18 protein-coding genes and 1 pseudogene are annotated in these 19,782 nt (G+C 63.0%); 10 read left to right on the top strand and 9 right to left on the bottom strand.

What is annotated here, in order from left to right:
* Window positions 1–37: 37 nt before the first annotated feature.
* The 3 genes from GOB94_RS11980 to GOB94_RS11975 form a co-directional block, all read right to left on the bottom strand.
* On the bottom strand, window positions 38–1,705 hold the full coding sequence (locus tag GOB94_RS11980) for an ATP-binding protein (protein ID WP_182276134.1): 1,668 nt from the start codon (window positions 1,703–1,705) through the stop codon (window positions 38–40).
* A 234-nt stretch (window positions 1,706–1,939) separates the two neighbouring features.
* Window positions 1,940–2,062, bottom strand: coding sequence for a hypothetical protein (locus tag GOB94_RS16895; RefSeq protein WP_255483903.1), 123 nt, complete (start codon window positions 2,060–2,062; stop codon window positions 1,940–1,942).
* A 34-nt stretch (window positions 2,063–2,096) separates the two neighbouring features.
* Complete coding sequence (locus GOB94_RS11975; RefSeq protein ID WP_182276133.1) at window positions 2,097–3,461, bottom strand: OFA family MFS transporter; 1,365 nt, start codon at window positions 3,459–3,461, stop codon at window positions 2,097–2,099.
* Window positions 3,462–3,735: 274 nt separating this feature from the next.
* Between GOB94_RS11975 and GOB94_RS11970 the strand changes: the two genes are divergently transcribed.
* From GOB94_RS11970 to GOB94_RS11945, 6 genes are all read left to right on the top strand, one after another.
* Window positions 3,736–4,629, top strand: coding sequence for an alpha/beta fold hydrolase (locus GOB94_RS11970; protein ID WP_182276132.1), 894 nt, complete (start codon window positions 3,736–3,738; stop codon window positions 4,627–4,629).
* Between the two features lie 114 nt (window positions 4,630–4,743).
* Entirely contained in the window at window positions 4,744–5,772 is a 1,029-nt protein-coding gene (locus tag GOB94_RS11965; RefSeq protein ID WP_182276131.1) for a hypothetical protein, read from the top strand.
* Window positions 5,759–6,586, top strand: a complete 828-nt coding sequence (locus GOB94_RS11960; protein ID WP_182276130.1) for a DUF4129 domain-containing protein — start codon at window positions 5,759–5,761, stop codon at window positions 6,584–6,586. The genes GOB94_RS11965 and GOB94_RS11960 overlap by 14 nt, the downstream gene beginning before the upstream one ends.
* Complete coding sequence (locus GOB94_RS11955; protein WP_182276129.1) at window positions 6,583–7,878, top strand: DUF4350 domain-containing protein; 1,296 nt, start codon at window positions 6,583–6,585, stop codon at window positions 7,876–7,878. The genes GOB94_RS11960 and GOB94_RS11955 overlap by 4 nt, the downstream gene beginning before the upstream one ends.
* Entirely contained in the window at window positions 7,875–8,933 is a 1,059-nt protein-coding gene (locus tag GOB94_RS11950) for a MoxR family ATPase (RefSeq protein WP_255483902.1), read from the top strand. The genes GOB94_RS11955 and GOB94_RS11950 overlap by 4 nt, the downstream gene beginning before the upstream one ends.
* A 9-nt stretch (window positions 8,934–8,942) precedes the next feature.
* The gene (locus GOB94_RS11945; RefSeq protein ID WP_182276128.1) at window positions 8,943–10,421 is read left to right on the top strand and encodes a DUF58 domain-containing protein; all 1,479 of its coding nucleotides are present in this window, start codon (window positions 8,943–8,945) and stop codon (window positions 10,419–10,421) included.
* Here the strand turns inward: GOB94_RS11945 and GOB94_RS16890 are convergent.
* Window positions 10,418–10,615, bottom strand: a complete 198-nt coding sequence (locus GOB94_RS16890) for a hypothetical protein (RefSeq protein ID WP_255483901.1) — start codon at window positions 10,613–10,615, stop codon at window positions 10,418–10,420. The genes GOB94_RS11945 and GOB94_RS16890 overlap by 4 nt on opposite strands.
* Before the next feature lie 246 nt (window positions 10,616–10,861).
* Window positions 10,862–11,809 carry a stage II sporulation protein M gene (locus tag GOB94_RS11935; protein ID WP_255483900.1) on the bottom strand — a complete coding sequence of 316 codons (948 nt, stop codon included), beginning with the start codon at window positions 11,807–11,809 and terminating at the stop codon, window positions 10,862–10,864.
* Between the two features lie 31 nt (window positions 11,810–11,840).
* Between GOB94_RS11935 and GOB94_RS11930 the strand changes: the two genes are divergently transcribed.
* Window positions 11,841–12,734, top strand: coding sequence for an RDD family protein (locus tag GOB94_RS11930; RefSeq protein ID WP_182276126.1), 894 nt, complete (start codon window positions 11,841–11,843; stop codon window positions 12,732–12,734).
* A 60-nt stretch (window positions 12,735–12,794) separates the two neighbouring features.
* Here GOB94_RS11930 and GOB94_RS11925 read toward each other — a convergent pair.
* Window positions 12,795–13,534 (bottom strand): annotated as a pseudogene (locus tag GOB94_RS11925) (MBL fold metallo-hydrolase).
* 486 nt (window positions 13,535–14,020) lie between these two features.
* Window positions 14,021–15,910 (bottom strand): M61 family metallopeptidase, encoded by a 1,890-nt coding sequence (locus tag GOB94_RS11920; RefSeq protein ID WP_182276125.1) that lies wholly within the window; start codon window positions 15,908–15,910, stop codon window positions 14,021–14,023.
* 127 nt (window positions 15,911–16,037) lie between these two features.
* On the opposite strand from GOB94_RS11920, the gene GOB94_RS11915 reads away from it, so the two are divergent.
* Genes GOB94_RS11915 through GOB94_RS11905 form a run of 3 tightly spaced genes read left to right on the top strand, consistent with a single transcriptional unit; the run spans window position 16,038 to window position 18,627 of the window.
* Window positions 16,038–16,538, top strand: coding sequence for a hypothetical protein (locus GOB94_RS11915; protein ID WP_182276124.1), 501 nt, complete (start codon window positions 16,038–16,040; stop codon window positions 16,536–16,538).
* A 38-nt stretch (window positions 16,539–16,576) separates the two neighbouring features.
* On the top strand, window positions 16,577–18,067 hold the full coding sequence (locus GOB94_RS11910) for a sodium:solute symporter family protein (protein WP_182276123.1): 1,491 nt from the start codon (window positions 16,577–16,579) through the stop codon (window positions 18,065–18,067).
* Window positions 18,068–18,126: 59 nt separating this feature from the next.
* Window positions 18,127–18,627, top strand: coding sequence for a DUF1440 domain-containing protein (locus GOB94_RS11905; protein WP_182276122.1), 501 nt, complete (start codon window positions 18,127–18,129; stop codon window positions 18,625–18,627).
* A gap of 12 nt (window positions 18,628–18,639) precedes the next feature.
* On the opposite strand, the gene queD is transcribed toward GOB94_RS11905, so the two are convergent.
* Together queD and GOB94_RS11895 are read right to left on the bottom strand one after the other, a co-directional pair.
* The gene (gene queD / locus GOB94_RS11900) at window positions 18,640–19,023 is read right to left on the bottom strand and encodes a 6-carboxytetrahydropterin synthase QueD (RefSeq protein WP_182276121.1); all 384 of its coding nucleotides are present in this window, start codon (window positions 19,021–19,023) and stop codon (window positions 18,640–18,642) included.
* 275 nt (window positions 19,024–19,298) lie between these two features.
* On the bottom strand, window positions 19,299–19,553 hold the full coding sequence (locus GOB94_RS11895; protein ID WP_182276120.1) for a hypothetical protein: 255 nt from the start codon (window positions 19,551–19,553) through the stop codon (window positions 19,299–19,301).
* Window positions 19,554–19,782: the final 229 nt, after the last annotated feature.

Raw genomic sequence — 19,782 nt, 5'->3', positions numbered from 1 at the left:
CCGCGCAGAAGCTTTCTGCAGAAACCATGCCTTTGTTTTATGAGGATGCTGTCTCGGCGGACGGCGGTCTGACCGGAAGGAAGACCCGAAAGATAGTGCCCGTTGGAACTGTTGTGCTGGTGCGAAAACGCACACTGCCGCCCTGTTTCTCAACGATCCCGCGCGTCACCCAGAGCCCAAGCCCGGTGCCCGCCGTCTCCTTCGTCGTGACAAAAGGAGTGAACAGCTGACGCCGTACCGCTACCGGAATTCCCTCACCGTGGTCGGCGATCACGACGTCTATGCCCTCGACCGTGCACTGCCGCCGCCGCCGTCCGCGGATGTGAATCGTGCTCCGCGTCGAGGCGTCGATCGCATTCACCAGCAGGTTCGAGAAGACCTGGCGGATCTCGCCCTGCAGGCCGAAGAGCGCCAGCCCGGGCTCCAGGTCCATCGTGCAGGCGACGCCCTTGCTGCGCATCTTGCGCGTGAACAGGTCCACGGTGTCGAGCAGCAGCTTGTTCAGGTCGATCGTCGTGAGCCGCGTGGTGTCGCGGTAGAAGCCGAGTGTCTGTTGCGCAAGCTGCGAGACGCGGGCCAGTTCGGAGTCGGCCGTGTCCAGCAACTGTTGCACATGAACAGGCATCTCCGTGTCGGTACGCGCCAGGTAGATCAGGTTGGTCACGGCCTCCAGCGGGTTGTTGATCTCATGCGCGATGGTGGCGGCCAGCCGGCCGGTAGCGGCCAGCTTCTCGCTCTCGCGCAGCGTATGCTCCTGCCCCTTGCGCGCGGTCACATCCTGCACCGTGCCCACCATGCCGACCACGTCACCGCGGTCATTGCCCGCTCCCGTGACAAAGACCGGCACACCACTCGCGCTCACCCAGATGTGCGTCCCGCCAGCGCGCTCGATACGGTACTCGGCAACATAGCTACGGCCGGAATCCAGCGACTCCTGCAAAGAATCGCGGACTACGTTGCGATCTTCCGGAACCACCAGGTGCTCGCGCAGCGCCGTGCGCGTAAGTGGCACGCCAAACGCCACGCCAAATAGCCCGGCGGCGCGGTCGTCCAGCTCCAGCAGATCGGTCCTGCGGTCCCATGACCACGTGCCCAATTGCGCGGCCTCAAGCGCCTGGCGCAGGCGGTCCTCCGTCTCGCGCTGCAGAGCACGGGCACGGTCTGCAATCTCAATCTCGCGCAATACATTCCGATTGAGCCGGAAGTTTTCAATCGTCACGGCGGCCTGCGCCGCCACGGTCGCCACAAACTCTTCACACTCCTGCCCAAAGCTGTTGGGTTTGGCGTGGCCGCATACCAGCACCCCGATCAGCTCATCGTTGTGCATGCGCACCGGGACCACAAGGTAGCTGCGCAGCGGCGGCAAGCCGCTGAACGGCACCCGCACCTCGCGCCCGGCAGCGCTTTCCAGATCCATAATCCGCAACAGGCCCCGCGTATGCGAAGGCCGTTCGTCTTGGGCGGACTGCTCACCGAGAATCTGCGCCAGCTCCGTCAACGTGGCGATGTCGCGCGCTTTCGTCGTGTCCATACCGGCAAACCGGCAATGCTGATGGACCTCCCCGTCATCGGACAGGTCATAGTAGAGAAAGAGCCCGAACTCCGCGCCACACACCCTCACAGCACCCTCGAGAGTGCACTGCGCGATCGCATCCAGCGACCGCTCGGAGTAGAGCCGGAGACCAATCTCCAGCAAGAGCCGCAACGACTCCTCCTTCCCCGAAGGTTCGCCGAAGGGGCTTGCGTTCACACATCCGGGGATTGAGGGTACAGGCATCACTTCAATCAGTCAGATGCACAACAGCGCTAAGCGGTAGTGTGCATCGGATTCACATACGTGACACGACACATAAAGCATCGGCCGCATACATGCATCTGCACGCGGCCGGCACTACCGTTCAGCTTGTATACGAACAACTGAAGCGGTCGTTCGCGCTGGCTATTTGAACAAGTTTGCCGCGCGCATGGCCGTAAGGTACACGCCCCACGCCGCGGGAATGATGACGACCAGCCACGCCAGCGCGATGCTGGCAGCAGAACTCGGTTTCGGTGTGGATGTCATTCTTGGTCTCCTCCTTGCCTTTGTGGATGCGGCGTTAGTGGGTAGCAGTTTCGATCGGCATGGGCACCTCGTCCTTCAGCCAGAAGCGTTCGGAAACGGGACGGACCAGCAGGTTCGCGACGAACCCCACGGCCAGCAACCCGGCCATGATGTGCAGAATCCCCGGATAGGCCTGCGCGAGCGGAATGTGCTGCTCCCTGTAGTGGTCCAGGATGGCATTGTCGATCAGCGGCCCGACGATGCCCGCCGTCGACCAGGCTGTAAGTATGCGTCCATGGATGGCCGAAACATGGTAGCCACCGAAGAGGTCCTTCAGGTAGGCCGGTATGGTGGCGAAACCACCGCCGTACATGCTGATGAGCACCCCGAAGACCAGCACAAACACCGGCAGTGAGTGCATGTTCGGCACGAAGTAGTAGAGCACTGCTCCCAGCGCGAAGAAGATCATGTACGTCTGCTTGCGGCCGATCAAATCCGAAGTCGACGCCCAGAAGAACCGGCCCACCATGTTGAACAGCGAGAGCAGGCCGACAAATCCGCCCGCCGCCACCGCCAGCACTCGGCCGGAGAACACGTTCTGGATCATCGGCGAGGCCGACTCCAGGATACCGATGCCCGCCGTCACGTTCAGGCACAGCACAATCCACAGCAGCCAGAACTGCGGCGTCTTCATCGCGGAGTTCACATCCACGTTGTGGTGGGAGATCAGCGCTGATTGTGTCGTCGACGGCACATACCCCTCCGGCTTCCAACCCGGCGCCGGTACGCGGATCATGAACACGCCGAACATCATAAACAGGAAGTAGATGATGCCCATGCAGAACAGCGTCACCGCGATGGCGTTGTGGCCGGAGTTCCTGAAGTAGGCCATTAGGTTGTTTGCCAGCGGTGCGCCGATCATCGCGCCGCCGCCAAAGCCCATGATCGCGAGGCCGGTCGAGAGGCCCGGCCGGTCCGGGAACCACTTGATCAGCGTGGACACCGGCGAGATGTACCCCAGCCCCAGACCCACGCCGCCGATCAGGCCGTAGCCAATGTAGATCACCGCCAGCGAGTGCCAGTGCACCCCCAACGCCGAGACGATGAAGCCCAGCCCAAAGCACGTTGCCGCCACGAACATAGCCTTGCGCGGCCCGGCAGTCTCCAGCCATTTGCCGAACAGCGCCGCGGCCACTCCAAGGATGGCAATCGCGAAGGAGAAGATGTAGCCGATCTCCTTCAGGTTCCACGGTGTGCCCGCGCCCTGGCTGAAGTCCGAAAGCGGCTTCACAAAGACGCTGAACGAGTAGACCTGCCCGATCGCCAGATGAATCGCCAGCGCTGCGGGAGGAACAAGCCACCGGCTATAGCCCGGCTTGGCCACGGAGTATTCACGATCCAGAAATGAAAACAGACCCATATTCACGTTCTCCTCGGTGCAGATCGCTGCTCGCTACATCGCGTGCTGCGAGTCAGGTCGCACCATGTTGTAGCACTTTATTCATGCAGCAATCATTACAGCGCAATCTTTCTTTTCAACTCGCGAACAAAAACCTCTCGGTTCCTGCGGTATGCTGCTGGAAACCCTATCCCCTTCGATGGCCTTCCGACGTTGCCGGTTACAACGAATCGCACGGCAGCCGGCCCAGACCTTGTACTCTGCTGATACCAACCAATAACGGAGAGCCGTCATCATGAACAGCAAGCTGCTGAAGACGATCGCAACAGGAGTCGCCGCCATGGGTGTTCTGGGAACCACGCTGCCGCTCGCAGCACAGTCGCGCGTCAACGCAGCCGCCATGGACAGCTTTCAGATTCCGAGCCGCGGTGCGTTGCTGAACGCCTTCGTCTACATTGCCGCCGGCGCAGGCCCGCACCCTGCGGTCATCCTGCTGCACGGCTTTCCCGGCAACGAGCGCAACCTCGACCTCGCGCAGGACATGCGCCGCGCCGGCTGGGATGTTCTCTACTTCAACTACCGCGGCTCCTGGGGCTCGCCCGGCGACTTCTCCTTCTTGCACGGCATCGAGGACGTCGCCTCCGCCGTCGCCTACCTGCGCGATCCCGCCAACGCCAAACGCCTGCGCCTCGACCCCACGCGGATCGTCCTTATCGGCCACAGCATGGGCGGCTTTATGACCGTGCAGGCCACCGCCGCCGACCCCTCCATTGCCGCCTTCGGCCTCATCTCCGCCGCGGACATGGTCGGGCGCATCCCGCCCAACCTACCGACGCAGGCCGAGCCAACGGTGGTAGCCGAGGTCTCCAAATCCCTCGCAGCCGAAGGCATGGCCCCGCTCGCCGGCTGCACCCCTGAAAGCCTCGCGCGCGAGACCTTCGAGCACCGCGAAGACTGGCGCTTCCCCTCCAAAGCAGAAGCCCTGAAGACCCGTCCCGCGCTCATCATTACCTCTGACGACGGCCTCGCCCCGTTCAACGACGCGCTCGTCGCGGCGCTGCGCAAGGACGGCGACACCCACGTCACCACCCATCATTTCCCCACCGACCACGCCTACTCCGACCAGCGGCTGCAGCTCTCCGCCGCCGTGCTCGCCTGGCTCAAGACCCTGCCCATCGCTCCTCGTTAGCCTTCACCCGCGGCATACCGCGCAACCTCATGCGCGGGTGCTATCCTTCGGGCAAACCCTGCGCCGCGAGTCTCATACCCCGCCGCGCACGCCCCTCGGCACAGGAGAACCGACTTGGCACAGGACTGGTACACGCCGCAGCCCGCTCCCATCGCAGCGCCCTCGCTGCCTCCCATCCCGCGCGACCTCCGCCCGCTTTCACTCGGAGAGATCCTCGACCGCACCTTCTCCGTCTACCGCTCGCGCTTCTGGCTCTTCGCCGGGATCGCCGCCATCTACTCCATCACGGCGTTGTTGCTGCAGCTGCTCAACCTGCTGGTGCGCCACCACATCATCGCGCACTACGGCTTTGCAAACGGCAATGTCTCTACACTCCTCGGCAGCAGCATCATGATGCTGCTTTTGCTGGTACCCTACGCCGTCACCGAAGCCGGCACCGTCTTCGCGCTCAGCGAGGTCTACCTCGGCAACGGCACCTCCGCACAGGCTGCGGTCAAGGCCACCATCGGCCGCTGGTACCGCTACATCGGCATCGCCTTCTGGGTTGGCTTCGCCGCCTTCTGGCCGCTGGCGCTGCTCTGGATACCGGCCTTCATCATCATCCTCGGACTGCGTAGCGCGGGCCTCGCCTGGCTTGGCGGGCTGCTCGTATTTCTCGGCATCTGTTCACTGCCGTACTCCATATGGTCGTTGCTGCGAAACCTGCTCGCCATCCAGTCCTCCGTGATTGAGGGCGCCCCCGTGCGCGCCGCCATAGCCCGCAGCAAACTCCTTACGAAGGGCGCAAAGGGCCGCATCTTCGTCGTGTTGCTCATCGTGTGGGCGCTGACCATGACCGCCGGCATGCTGCAACTGCCACTCACGCTGGTGGTACTCAAGTCTCCGCTGCAGGAGCACAACCTCGTTCAGTCGGTCACCCTCATCGTCAACGCATTGGCACAGATGGTCGTCATCCCCATCGGCCTCATCGGGCTCTCGCTCGTCTACTTTGACCAGCGCGTGCGCCAGGAGGGCTTCGACCTGCTGCTGATGCTCGGCCCCGAGCCACCCGCTCAGCCAGTTGAGCCGCCAGCGCTTTCCGATCTCTTCGCCGAGCCCCCGCTCGACCCCGCCGACACCATTGGAAACGATGGCCGCCTCTAAACCCCTGCGCAACACGCTACGCCTGCTGCTGCTGACCACCCTGCTTTCAGCCGCCGCAAGCCCCCGCGCGCATGCGCTCGACACGCCACAGCCAACCCCGCTGACCACCAACTCAACCGACCCTGCCACACTTGCCAACGAGGCCGCCAACTTCAAGCACGCGCGCCAGGCCGCCGACGACGTCCTCCATAAAGCGCAGTTCCGTCACGACATGGCCAGCAGCTGGTGGGACCAGAAGAAGCTCGCGCTCACCCGCACCATCGGCCGCATCTTCTCGCGCGTCAACCGCATCGGCAAAGCCGCGCCGTGGCTCGCCCACCTGCTGGAGTGGCTGCTCTTCGGTGCCGCCGCGCTCACCCTGCTCCTCTTTCTGCTGCGCGAGTTCCGCCGCCAGCGCCTGCAGGTCTCCCTTACGAGCATCGCCATCAAAGCCGAAGCCTTCTCCCGCGAAGCCGACGACTGGTCGCAGCGCGCCGCCGCCTTCGCCCAGCAGGCACAATGGCGCGACGCCGTGCACTGCCTCTACTGGGCCGCCATCGTTCTGCTTGAGTCGCGCCGCGCCTGGCGCCACAACCCCACCCGCACCCCGCGCGAGTATGTCCGCCTGCTCCGTCCCGGCTCGCCGCAGCAGGTCGGCCTCCGCAGCCTCACCCAGGTCTTCGAGCGCACCTGGTACGGCCTGCGCGATACCACCACCGATGAGTACACCCAGGCGCGCGCGCTCTACGACGGCCTCGTAACAGCGAGCAGCATCGGCGCCTCGCTCAAAGCCGAGCGTCTCGATGCCACGCCCACACCTGCGGAGGGCCTGTGAGCGCAGCCGTCGCGAAGAGAAAGCTCGGCACCGACCAGCGGCTCATCCTCTGGCTCGTCGCCATTATGGTTGTGCTCATCGTCGGCGTCACCGTGCTCGCGCCGCAGCAGGAGGCCGAAGACCCCACGCCGCGCAGCACCAACGCCGGCCCGCTCGGCACCGAGGCCGCCTATCTCACGCTGCAGGCCCTCGGCCACAAGACCTCGCGCTGGAATAAGTCCCTCGCCGACCTCAACAGCTCTCTCACCGACGCCGACGCCGCCAACACCACGCTCGTGCTGCTCGAACCCATCTACGACGCCACCGAGGAAGCCGAGCTTCGCGCCCAGTTGAAGCGCTTCTTCGACCGCGGCGGTCATCTGCTCACCACCGGCCACTTCGGCGCGCGCCTGCTCAACGGCACAACCGACAGCCCCGAGCTCCTCCAGTCGCTCTGCCAGACGCAGCCCACCGGCAACTCCGCGCTCGCCCGCGCCAGCCATGTGCAGATCAGCAATCACGGCGGCTGGAAGTCCGACGACAAGAACGCTCTCACCAAAGATGGCAGCGTCGCCCAGCACTGCGGCAAGAACTCCGTCGTCGTCTCGTTCTATATCGGCAAGGGCGATGCCGTCTGGTGGTCCTCCGAGACACCCATCGTCAACGCCGAGCTCAAGCAGGACCCCTCGCTCAAGCTCGTCCTCGCCAGCATCGACGGCCCGCAGTACTCCACCAATACGCCGCCACGTGACGTCATCTTCGACGAGGCGATGCACACCGTCACCCGCACCAAATGGAGTGTCACGCACGGCCTGCCCATCCTATGGGTCAGCCTGCAGACCGCGCTGCTCTTCGTGCTGCTGCTCTTCAGCTTCAGCCGCCGCCGCGGCCCCATCCGCATGCCCGTCGCTCTGCCGCGCAGCTCGCCGGTAGAGTTCGCAACCTCCATGGGCGACCTCTACGAAAAAGGCGAGGCCACCGCCGTCGTCACCGAAGCCGCGCGCCGGCGCCTGCAGCGCGCGCTCACGCAGGAGGTCGGCCTCGCGACGGAGACCATCCAAGCCGGCCCCGACGCGATCGAAGCCGCTATCGTTCTCCGCCTCGGTGTCGTTGCCAAGCCGCTCGCCGCTTCCATCGCGGAGCACCTGCGCGAGGCCATGGAAGCCGCCCATGCGAAGCTATCGTTGAGCAGCACGCTCAAGCTCGCCCAGGCCCTGAGCGAAGACGCCGAGCACCTGCGCGAGGCCATCACGCCCGCCGCAGCACGCCACACCGAAGAGTTAGAGACCGCAGGATCGAAGGAGCAGCAATGAGCGAAGAGATGCAGGAACAGAGGCACAGCGAGCAGACCCCGCAGGACGCAACACAGCCGCAAGAAGCACAGCAGGAGCTCACACCGCCCTCCTCCGTCGCCGCAGCCAGCGAGATCTTCGCACGCGGCCACGAGCAGATCGGCCGCGTCATCGCCGGCCAGCACGAGGCCATCGCGCAGGCGCTGCTGACCATGCTCTGTGGCGGCCATGCGCTAATTGAGGGCGTCCCAGGTGTCGCCAAAACACTCGCCGTCAAGACCCTCGCGCGCTTCCTCGGCCTCGACTTCCGCCGCGTGCAGGGCACACCGGACATGATGCCCGCCGACATCCTCGGCACCAATGTTTTTTCTCCAAAGACCGGCGAGTTCGCCTTCCACAAAGGCCCCGTATTCACGCAGTTCCTGCTCACCGATGAGATCAACCGCATGCCGCCGCGCACGCAGGCCGCGCTGCTCGAGTCTATGGAAGAGCGCCAGGTCACCTCCGACGGCGAACGCCACCCACTCGACGAGCTCTTCACCGTCTTCGCGACGCAAAACCCCATTGAGTTCGAAGGCACCTACCCGCTGCCCGAGGCGCAGCTTGACCGTTTCCTGCTCAAGATCAAGGTCCCCTACCCCGATGTTGCAGACGAGCGCACCGTGCTGGAACGCCACCACCACGCGGGCCTGTCGACTCATGCGGGCGTCGGCCTCGCCGACATCCCCATCGAGCCGGTGCCTTTCAAGCTCCTCACCGCCGCGCGTCGCGAGATCCGCGCCGTCCGCGTCGAACCGGCCATCTTCGACTACCTGCTGGCCGTCGTGCGCCGTACCCGCGAGTGGCCGTCGATCGCGCTCGGCGCCAGCCCCCGCGCCAGCACCGGCCTGCTCGTCGTCGCCAAGGCACTGGCCGCGCGTGAAGGCCGAGACTTCGTCATCCCCGACGACATCAAGGAAGCCGCGCAACCCGTCCTCCGCCACCGCCTGGTCCTGCGACCCGAAGCCGAACTCGAAGGCATCGACGCCGACCGCGTGATTCGCGATGTGCTTGCGGCCACGCAGGTGCCCAAGTAAGCAGCACGCATGCAAATTCTCATTCCCCAACCCGCCACCGCGACCGCCGCCCCAAGAGGCAAGCTCGGCCGCGCGCTCGGCTTCGGTCTCACGCCGCTTACGCTGATCCTCTTCTGCATTGGCCTGCTCTTCACGATCCCGGCTTTCTTCCATCCTCACGACATTTACTTCATGTGCGCATGGGATGTATTACTGGGAATATCCATCGTCTTAGACCTGCTCCTACTCCCGCGCCCAGACACCCTCACGGTCACGCGCACCTTCCTCGACTCGCCACAGCTCGGCGCAGCCACGCGCATCGAGCTCGCCGCGCGCCTCGACGCCGACAAAGTCCTCGACCTGCGCCTCCTCGACGACCTGCATGACTCCCTCACCGGCACACCCGCCACGCAGCGCCTCATCGTCTTTCCGCGAGAAGACGCGCTCTCCACCACCACGGTCTATCCGCGGCAACGCGGTGACTTCGCGCTCGGCAGCGTCTACCTGCGCTATCGCGGAGTCCTCAAGCTCGCGGAGCGCTGGGCCGTCGCCACACCTGTCACTCCACACGAGAGCAAGCCTCAACCGCAGCGCGTCCGCGTCTACCCCGCGCACGAGGACTCCCGCGACAGCACCGCCTTCTATCTCCTCCGCGCGCGTCAGATTGAGATGCAGAAGCGCCGGCTGCAGCTCCGCGGCGTCGGCCGCGACTTCGACAGCCTGCGCGACTACCAGCCCGGCGACGAGCTTCGCAACATTAGTTGGACCGCCACCGCGCGGCGCGGCAAGCTCGTCACGCGCCAGTTCACCGTCGAGCGCTCCCAACAGGTCTGGATGGTCATCGACGCAGGCCGCCTCTCGCGCACCGCCTTCGAGCTCAAGCGCGACAGCCAGCAGTTCGTCGCCGAAACCTCCACCGAGCGCGAGTCGCGCCACCTGCTCACCGTCACGCAGCTCGACCAGGCCACCACCGCCGCCACCATGCTCGCGCAGGTCATCAACGGTTCCGGCGATAAGTTCGGCATGATGGCCTACGGCCGCGGCATCCAGCAACTGCTGCCGCCCGGCAACGGCCCCACGCACCTGCGCCTGCTCATCGACCTGCTCTCGCAGACCCGCAGCGAGGCCGCCGAGGCCGACGCGCTGCAGGCCGTCGCGCGGATGAAGAACCTGCAGCAGCGCCGCGGGATGATCGTCTGGATCACCGAGCTCGTCGACTCCGCAGGCCGGCCGGAGATCGCCGTCGCCGCCGCTGAACTCGTGCGCCGTCACCTTATCGTGCTGGTCGTGCTCAAACACCCCGAGCTCGAAGAGCTCGCCGCGCGCACCCCACGCAATCGCGACGAGATGTTCCACTCCGCCGCCGCACAGGAGATGCTCGAACGCCGCCGCGAGACCATCGCCCAGATGGAACGCAGCGGCGTCCTCGTTGTAGAAACCACCGCCGCAGAGATCGGCATCCGCGCCGTCAGCAAGTACCTCGAAGTCAAAGCCGAAGGCCTGCTCTAACTCGGCTCCCTTACTCGCTGGACCCACTGGCTCCGCCACGCCGGCGCCTCAAAGGGATCGGCAAAGTACTGCGTCTCATGCACAGCCTTGCCGTCGCGAAACTCCATGATGCTCACCGTGAACGACGACCGTCCCTGGTAGGTGATGGTGTACTCCGTGACACAAAGATCACCGACCCCCACAATCCGCCGCACGTGGAATCCCGATGGCTTGCCTGGATGATGACTCCGCAACGCCTGCAGATTCCGTCGCCCAGAATTCGCTCGCCCGACTGTGGATAGTCACAAATCGCATCGTCAGCATAGATGTCATGCTCCAACTCAGCATCGCCGCTTGCTGAAGCTTGCCAGTGCACATTCAGCGCTTCACGTATCTGTTCTTCATTCATGGATCGCTCCCAACGTTGCAATCTCTGAACACAACCGACCTACCGCCATCTTCTAAACACTGTCGCTGACCACAGTTCGCCCACCCTCAGTCAGCCAGAACATCAGCCCCACAAACAAAAACGCCCCTACCGAAAACTTCAGCGCCACCGGAGCATGCGTCGGCGACAGGAACGCCTCCAGCGTTCCCGCGATCACCAGCAGTGGAATCGTCCCGGCCACCAGCTGCACCGACTCCGCGCCCGCCACCGCAATCGACTCCCTACGCCGCAGCATCCCCGGAAACAGAATCCCCGCACCCAGCCTTAGCCCCGCCGCGCCCGCCAGCATGATGCTCGGTAGCTCCAGCGCACCGTGCGCCGCAATAAAGCTCCACAGGCTCAGCGACATGCCATGCTGCGCGCACAGCGTCGCAATCACCCCCAGCATCACGCCGTTGTTGTACAGCGAAAACAGTGTGAACAGCCCGCCCGTCACGCCGCCGGCAAACGTCATGAAGCACACCATGATGTTGTTCGTCATAATCCCCGAAGCCGCCGCCGGCTTCACCGACAGGATCGAGTCCGTCCACATCTTGTGCTGGTTGATGGTCGCCATCATGTCCGGCCCTACATAGATCTGCGCGAACTCCGGCCGAACCAGCGTAATCAGCATCCCGAAGATCGCGGTCACAATCGTAATCGCCGTCGCCAGGTACACATACCCGCTCAGCCGCCGCAGCAGCCGTGGGTACCCATGCACCATAAATTCCCACAAACTCAGCGGCGAGATCCGCTTGCCCGAGTACACAAAGTTGTGCGCCCGCCCGACTAAACGATTGAGATACTGCTCCAGCATCCGCGATGTTTTGTCCGTCCGCACTGCGGACAGATCCGCCGCCGCCTGCCGGTACAGCAGCCCCAGCTCCCGCAGCTCAGCCACCTCCAGCGACTTCACCCCACCCCTCTCCGCCTGCCTTAACAGCGCATCGAGCCGGTTCCAGTTATCCTTGCGAGTATCCATCCAAGAGTTCGTGATACGGGAGTTCGTGATCATGGCGTCCTTTGAATCGACCGGGTACAGCGACCAGAGTAGCAACGATTCTCCCCATCTGCCCACGCCCCCGGGGGCCCAGAGCTTCGACAGCGACCTGCTCACCATCGCCACGCCCGAGCAGATCGACCTGCACTACAACATCGCCGGGCTCGGCAGCCGCTTCGTCGCCGTGCTGATCGACACCCTCTGCATCGGCATCGCCTACTTCGCTCTCGGCATCGTGGCCGTTATCGTCGCCGCTGCGCTTGGCCGGTCGAACCGCCTCGATCCCCTCACCCTCTGGTTCTACGCCTTGCTGGGCATCCTCTTCTTCCTCATCTTCTGGGGTTACTTCGCTCTGTTTGAGGCCTTCTGGCACGGCCAGACCCCCGGCAAACGCACCATGCAGCTCCGCGTCATCAAGGACTCAGGCCGCCAGATCACCCTCTTCGAGTCCCTCGCCCGCAACCTGCTTCGCTTCGTCGACTACTTCCCCTCGTTCTACCTCACCGGCGTCATCACCATGCTCTGTAACAAGCGCAACAAGCGTCTCGGCGACTTCGTCGCTGGCACCCTCGTCGTCCACGAGCGCATCGAGGAGCAGCCCCTGCTCTTCCACTCCACCATGAACCTTGTCACCCCCGCGAACTCCGCAGCCGAACCCTGGCGCGAGCAGACGCCCACCATGTTCCCCGCCGACGCTGTCGCAAAGCTCAGCGCGCAGGACCTCCTCATCATCGAAACCTTCTTCAGCCGGATGCTCGACCTCACCCTCGAAACCCGCGCCAGCATCGCCTACCGTATCGCCGGCCAGCTCACCGCCAAAATGGGCGTCACCCTGCCCGAAGGCAACCCCGAACGCGCCCTCGAGTCCATCGCCTACCAGATGCGAAGCTCAGGAAGTAGGAAGTAGCGAATAGGAAATAGCGAATAGGAAATAGGAAGTAGTATGCCTCTCCCTACTTCCTATTTCCTACTTCCTCTCAACCCAGCTCTCTCCCTCGCCCAGCGCAACCACCTTCCCCCGCACGCCAGCCTTCTCCGCCGCAGCCATCAACCTTGGCAGCGGCTCATCCATCGGCTCTCTCCCCAGCCGAAACGTGTTGTAGTGCATCGGCACCATCACCTCCGCACGCAGATCGAGAAACGCCTGCAGCGCCTCTTCGGGCGAGGTATGCACCCCGCGATAGCTGTCCGGGTAATACGCGCCAATCGGCAGCAGCGCAACCTCCGGCTTCAATCGCTCGCCAATCTCGCGGAAGCCGCCGAAGTACGCACTGTCACCCGAGTGATACACCCGCAGCGAAGTTCCATTCAGGTTCTCGATCACATACCCGCCAAACCTGCGATGCGTATCATTGAACATCCGCGCGCCCCAGTGTTGGCCGGTGTCAGCGTTACACGTAGCGGGGCAACTGCTTCCGTAGCCTCCCACCGCTCCAGTGCGATCACGCTCGAGAACCCGCAGTCGATCACCAGGTCCTCCACGCCCTTCGGCACAATCGCCACCGGAGCAGCCCAGCCGCGTCGTCGCATCTGCCGCGTCACTGCCTTCAGCGACGGACGGTTCAGGTGGTCCATATGCGCGTGGGTCAGCAACACGGCGTCAATTCGCGGCAGGTCGCTTACCTGCACACCCGGCCTGCGCTGCCGCCGCAGCAGGATTAGCCGCGTCGCAAACACCGGGTCCACCAGCAACCCACGCCCACCCATCTGCAGCAAAAACGACGAGTGCCCGATGAACGTCACCGCTGTCTCGCCCATCTTCGCGACCACCGGCGCCTGCGGCTCGCCGCGCATCGGCTCCGCGTGGCTCTCCCGCACCAGCCGCCACAACTGCCCCAGCTTCGTCATCCAGAACGGCACAGCCACTCCACCCATACCTCCCACTAGATGCGTGCGCACACCCGAACGGCTCCTGAACCCGCCACCTCGCCCGATTCTCCTGAAATCTCCATGGTCACCATCGAGACCTTCTCCGCCAACGCCCTCATCGTCCGCAGCAGCTACCCCTTGACACCCCATTTACAATAGAGATGAAAGAGAAAGCCCGGCACTCGCCGGGCTTTTCTCATCTCAGGCTGGCTCCGCAGTTGGTCTTATAGGTTTAGCGACGGTAGACAGTACCACCGCTAACTCCTTTCCGCTGCGGATCTTGGGGCAAAAACCGGGGGAGGGTTGCCCCCCAGTCAAAGTGAACTACTGCGCCATCGGCTTCAGGATGTCGTCCAGCCGCGCCGGAACGCCGTCCACTCGCTCCAGTTGCGGATAGCGTTCGCCACCGTGGTAGTCGATCTTGAGGATCTTGTAGTACCCGGTGTTCGCGACGATCAGCTCCACGTCCGGGCCGCTGCCCACCGCATCCTTGATCGCCTGGTGCAGCAGACCGAGCTGGAAGGCGCGGCCGTTGACGGCGACGATCGTGAACCCCGGGGCGAGTCCAGCCTTGTAAGCCGGGCTGCCGACGATCACGTCGCCGACCTCGCCGGTGCTGCCCGCCGAAAAGCCGAGCGACCAGCGCGCGTTGATGGCGTTGTACTGGCTCTCTTCAAGCTGCGACCAGTAGTTCGGCTTGTCCGAGTAGGTGAGCTTGTACCCGGAGAGGGCGTCAATGCCCGCCATCTCCGGTGCATGAAGTTCGTTGGAGTCGAGCCGCTTGTGCAGGAACGCGGCCCAGTCCATCGGCACCACGGCGTTCAGCCCTTTGACGACATCGTCAAACGTATACGGAACCACCTTGGGGCCGGTGTTGCCACCCAGGCCGTGGAACGCGGCGACGAAGTCGTTCAGGCTCTTCTTGCCGTTGCTCTTGGCGCGGATGGTCGTATCGACCTCCAGCCACAGCAGCTCGCCTTCGTCGTAGTAGTCGGTAGCGCGCCGCCAGTTATCATACGGCCCGCCCGCGGAGTATAGGATCTGTGCATCGCTCGCCGTGTCCTGCAGGTCGCGCCAGGTGCGACCCGGCCGTGCGTCGTTCAGGTATCCGGCAATGGTCGCCAGCCGGTCGCGGTACACCGACGCGGGCCAGATGCCGCAGCGCGATGCCAGCACGTCGCCGAGGTACTCGGTGAGGCCCTCGTAGACCCACAGCAGGTCGCCCTTCATCGGCTCCTGGTAGTTCTGGGTCGCGAGCCCCGCAGGGCGGCGGTACTTGCCATTCCAGCTATGCGTAAACTCGTGCGGCAGCAACAGTCCTTCGCCGATAAACGCGTTGTCGTCGACGAATGTCTTCTCCGGCACGCGGTCGTCGGAGGACTGATGGTGCTCCAGCCCGAAGTGCGCGACCTGGTCCGAGAGCGTCACCAGGAAGTGGTACGAGTGGTAGTGGCGCGACTTGTACAGCGCCCCGGTCTCGCGGATCAGCCGGTTGAAGTCGTCGATGTGCTCCTGTGAGAGCAGGATGTCCTCCGGCCCATCGCCGGCGAGATCGAGGTAGTGCTTCGGCGTAATCTCCGGCGCCAGGTCGATCTCGCGGAACCAGCGGCCGGCCAGCACCGGCGAGTCGATCAGCTGCTCCAGCGAGACGGTCTTGAACGACGTCGGCGAGCTGCCCGCCTCAAGCGCGGTGCCGAACTTCCAGCCGCTTGGGATGGTGATCGACGGCGAGACCATGATGTCGGAGACGTTGGTGTGCGCGATGTCTCCGTTCAGCGGATACACCAGCAGCGTGTTCCAGCTGAGCAGCGCAAGGTTGGCACTGGTTGAGCCACCGGCAGTAAAGTTCGCGCCGGACATCGCCAGGAAGTCCATCTTCACGTGCAGTTCATGCACATCCGCCGGCACGGTGATGTGGTAGCTGTACATATCCACCAGGTCGCGCTCCCACTTCACCGGCTCGCCCGAAGGCGTGGTGATGATGAACCCTGCCTGGTTGATGATCGGCCCAGTCGGGCCATGCTCACCCGGAATCCACTCTGGATACACGAGGGTCATCGGGCCGGGCTGGACGGGAATCGTCTCGGTAGCGTGCAGGATCTTGCGGGGTGCGTCGGTCAGATCGACAGCCAGCGTAATCGGCGTCGACTGGGCCGCCAGCGGCAGCGCCGTGGCACAGAATGCCACGAACGCCAGAATGCGGGAAGACTGCATGGGGGTACTCCTGAAGAGGTGCTTCATGTGAAATTAGTGTACCCGTGTCGCCTCACGACGGCATGGATGGCCAACCGTTGTTGTGTTGGCACAGACGAAAAGGCATCATGGATTGCGGAGAGCATGAATGCCTGAGCTACAAACACTTGACCCGGTAGCCGAAACCATCATCACCTTTCTGCACAAGATCGGATTGACCGTCCGATACACAGCACTGGATGACACAACCTTCCTTCCTGGCCTTCACCTCGAACCGGGCGGACTGGTCGTCGATCCTGAGAAGCTGAAGTATCCCGGAGACCTGCTGCATGAAGCGGGACATCTGGCCGTGATGACCCCTGAGCGACGTTCTTCTACCGGACAGAAAGCCGGCGATGATTTGGGCGATGAGATCGGGGCGCAATGCTGGAGCTACGCGGCCGCGATGCACCTGCGTCTGCCACCGCAGGTCGTCTTCCACCTGGATGGCTACAAGGGCGCCGCGGACGCTTTGATTGGGAACTACAGCTCTGGCACCATTGGAGTCCCATTGCTGCAATGGATGGGTCTGACGTTGGACACCCAGCGGGCCGCTGCCGAGGGGAAGGCTCCCTATCCTGTGATGCAGCGATGGTTGCGGCAGGAGTGAGCAGTTGAGTACCTGGGCAAGGTAGAATTGCGGCACTCATGGTTCTGTATGTCGTAGTACTCGGTTCGATCGTTGTAGCGTTGTTGACGGCTTCCCTTGCGAAGCTGGGGCAGGTAAAAACCAAGGCCGACTACCTTGTCGCTGGTCGCAGCCTGCCGGCATTTGTGCTGGTGTTTACGCTGCTATCCAGTTGGATTGGCTCGGGCTCACTGCTGGGCGGCGCCGAAAATGCCTACAAGCACGGGTTTGCTGCATTGTGGCAGGCCGGCGGCGGATGGGCAGGCCTGGCGCTGATCTACTTCATCGCGCCCCGGGCAAGAAAGTTTGCCCAGTTCACGATCCCAGACCTTCTGGAGAGCCGGTACAACCAGACCGCGCGGGTGCTCGGCGTAATCGCTGTTCTGTTTACCTACACAGCGATCACCAGCTACCAGTTCATCGGAGGCGGCGACATCGTTCACTTGATTTTTCCGCAGGTGACCGCCGTCGAAGGACAGTACATTCTTGCCGGATTTGTCGTACTGTTTACCGCGATCGCAGGCATGAGCTCGGTTGCTTATATGGACGTCGTGATCGGGCTTCTTGCAACGGTGACGATGATTGCTTCTCTGCCCGTGCTCATCCATCTGGCCGGCGGCTGGAGCGGTGTCAGGGCGGCATTGCCGGCAACGCACTTCGAGTGGTTTGGCGACATGCATCCATTCTCCAGCTACTACACAGGCCCCGTTCTGCCCGACGGCTCCCGGGAGCAGGTCAAGTCTGCGCTGGAGATATTTCTGCCCACCTGCCTGCTCATGCTTGGTAACCAGTCGATGTATCAGAAGTTCTTCTCCGCCAAAAGCGAGAAAGATGCGACACGCGCAACAGTCGGCTGGATCATCGGTACCGTCATCCTGGAGACAGTGATTGTCTCAATCGCTGTCGTCGGCTCAGCGCTCTATCGCACGGGCGAGGTTGCCCATCGTCCGCGTGAGATTCTGGCCTACACAGCGGTCCATAGCTTCGGCGGCTCGAAAGCCTTGTCCATACTGGGAGCGCTGTTGGTTGGCGCCATCTTCGCCAAGGTGGTCTCCACCGCGAACAACTACCTTTTCAGCCCGGCAACCAACCTGGTGAACGACATCTTCGTCCGTTACATAAAGCCGGAAGCAGGCAATCGTCAGATATTGGTGGTGAGCCGCCTGATGGTCGTTGCATTGGGTGCATGGGCGCTTTACCAGTCGCTCGGCACGACGAGCGTTCTGCAGAAAAGCGTCTATGCATATACGATTTACTCCGCAGCATTGACACCGGTAATCCTGGCGGCGTTCTTTTGGCGGCGGGCCACCGCAGCAGGTGCCGTGGCAAGCATCGCCGCAGGCACGGTGGTCACGATAAGCTGGAGCTCCGTAACGCGCTTCCTTCCACCGGTCATCGGCGAGCACGATGCGATCCTCCCAGCGCTACTTGCCTCGCTGATAGGCCTCTTCGCCGTGAGCCTGATGACAAAGCGGCCAACTGAAGCGCACTTGCGACCGTTTGAAGGCTGACACGATTACACGACCAAGCATCCTACAAAGTGCGAAGTAGCTAAAAGGAGGACCAGACATTGAGCGAGCGCGCACACCGCAAGTATGAAATCGCGGAGAAAAGCCATCGAGCAAGGTCGTTATGGAAGGGCTTGTTTGCCGGGTTGATCGCGGGTGTAGCCGCCACGGCTGCCAAATCTGTGGCCGAGCGCGTCTATCCTCCTCGAATCCATGGCGAGCCTGAGCCAACTGAAGTTTTGGCAGAGAAACTCGTGGGCCACGAACTTGCTCCAGCCAGCCGCCGCTCTGCTGGCAAAGCGGTCACATGGGGTATCGGGGCTGCCGCGGGTGCCACCTATGGCGCAATCGCCGAATATTTTCCGGAAGCCACCCACAGAGAGGGGGCAAGCTTCGGACTGGCGCTAATGGCGCTAACGCATGAGAATGTGCTCTCGGTCAGAGGCGCAGCGTCAGAAACAGATCAGGAAACGACCCGTGAGCATACGAGTGAGGCTGCCAGCCATATCATCTTCGGTTGTGTGGCAGAGCGCGTACGACGTCTCGTACGCGCTCTCTTGTAACTGCGAGGTCAGCTAGAGAGCTTCGTAGTACTTCGCGTAGCTGGTGTCGGTCTCATAGACGGTGCAGTCTTTGACGCGGACGCGGCCGGCGGTCATCTGGTGGAGCTGGTCGGCGGTCTTCTGGAAGAAGTAGCGGGCGAGGTTTTCAGCCGAGGGGTTCAGGGTGGTGAACGGCTCAAGGTCGTTGATCATGTTGTGGTCGAGGTAGTCGACCGTGGGGCGGAGAACGTGCTTGAGCAGCTTGAAGTCGAGCAGGAGGCCGGTTTCGTCGAGCTCGGCGCCTACCAGGGTGACTAGGACCCGGTAGTTGTGGCCGTGAGGGTTCTCACACTTGCCCTGGTAGTTGCGAAGGTAATGGCCCGAGGAGAACCCGGCCTGGACGGTGACTTCAAACATTGTTTTCTTGCTCCAATCCAGACCGCAGCTCGATGACGTATTCAGTCTACCGGCTGGGCACCCCTCCCCACCTTTTTGGGGGCTAAGATCCGCAGCGGATTGAAGTTAGCGTCTAAAGACTTTGGTAATATAGGCTGACTACACTTTTGTGTATAGAGCGATGTTTCCCAGGTCTGCCGCGAGGACCTTTTATGCGACCCAGAGCAGCTCACGCACAGTCATCTGCACCTTCAGTATACGAGGCTTGTCAAGAGGCCGGGCTCCAACAACCTGAGTCATGGACGGCGCGAGGCGCGAAGTTTGCGGCGCTGCTCCTCATGACGGCGTTCAGCCTGCTCAAAGAGCGAGGAGAGGACGCCGGCGAGGGCTATGACCAGTGCAAGGCAGCAGAGGACGATGGCCGTGGTGCGCCAGAGCATGGCGTCGCCGGGGGAGCCGGGTTGCTGGGCTACGTTGGTGAAAGACAGCACCAGCGAGATGAGCGCCAGGACTCCGAAGGTTGCAGCGAGGATGTAAAGATTGCGGCCCATATGTCCAATCACCATTTTATGGTGCGCGGACACATATGGGCCGGATTGGTTTTAATAGGTTGGCTGCCGAGGATGGCAGGAGCGAGCAGCGGTGAGATGTGGATGACGGTGAAGAGCACGGCGTGCTCGCCTACACCGGCCATGCCGTGGGGACAGATGCAGATTGCGCAGGCGCCAGAGAGTGGAAAAGACCGGTGGACAGCGTGGTGGAGGCGCAGCGGTAGGTGGA

This window comes from Granulicella sp. 5B5, assembly GCF_014083945.1.
Taxonomy (GTDB): Bacteria; Acidobacteriota; Terriglobia; order Terriglobales; family Acidobacteriaceae; genus Granulicella.
Note: the sequence above shows the minus strand (reverse complement) of the source record. Positions and strands in the feature narration are given on the sequence as shown.

Coding starts and splice junctions, on each gene's coding strand:
- GOB94_RS11950 (WP_255483902.1), top strand. CDS start 7,875: ATGAGCGAAGAGATGCAGGAACAGAGGCACAGCGAGCAGACCCCGCAG.
- GOB94_RS11970 (WP_182276132.1), top strand. CDS start 3,736: ATGAACAGCAAGCTGCTGAAGACGATCGCAACAGGAGTCGCCGCCATG.
- GOB94_RS11915 (WP_182276124.1), top strand. CDS start 16,038: ATGCCTGAGCTACAAACACTTGACCCGGTAGCCGAAACCATCATCACC.
- GOB94_RS11975 (WP_182276133.1), bottom strand. CDS start 3,461: ATGGGTCTGTTTTCATTTCTGGATCGTGAATACTCCGTGGCCAAGCCG.
- GOB94_RS11935 (WP_255483900.1), bottom strand. CDS start 11,809: ATGGATACTCGCAAGGATAACTGGAACCGGCTCGATGCGCTGTTAAGG.
- GOB94_RS11945 (WP_182276128.1), top strand. CDS start 8,943: ATGCAAATTCTCATTCCCCAACCCGCCACCGCGACCGCCGCCCCAAGA.
- GOB94_RS16895 (WP_255483903.1), bottom strand. CDS start 2,062: ATGACATCCACACCGAAACCGAGTTCTGCTGCCAGCATCGCGCTGGCG.
- queD (WP_182276121.1), bottom strand. CDS start 19,023: ATGTTTGAAGTCACCGTCCAGGCCGGGTTCTCCTCGGGCCATTACCTT.
- GOB94_RS11930 (WP_182276126.1), top strand. CDS start 11,841: ATGGCGTCCTTTGAATCGACCGGGTACAGCGACCAGAGTAGCAACGAT.
- GOB94_RS11920 (WP_182276125.1), bottom strand. CDS start 15,910: ATGCAGTCTTCCCGCATTCTGGCGTTCGTGGCATTCTGTGCCACGGCG.
- GOB94_RS11910 (WP_182276123.1), top strand. CDS start 16,577: ATGGTTCTGTATGTCGTAGTACTCGGTTCGATCGTTGTAGCGTTGTTG.
- GOB94_RS11960 (WP_182276130.1), top strand. CDS start 5,759: ATGGCCGCCTCTAAACCCCTGCGCAACACGCTACGCCTGCTGCTGCTG.
- GOB94_RS11895 (WP_182276120.1), bottom strand. CDS start 19,553: ATGGGCCGCAATCTTTACATCCTCGCTGCAACCTTCGGAGTCCTGGCG.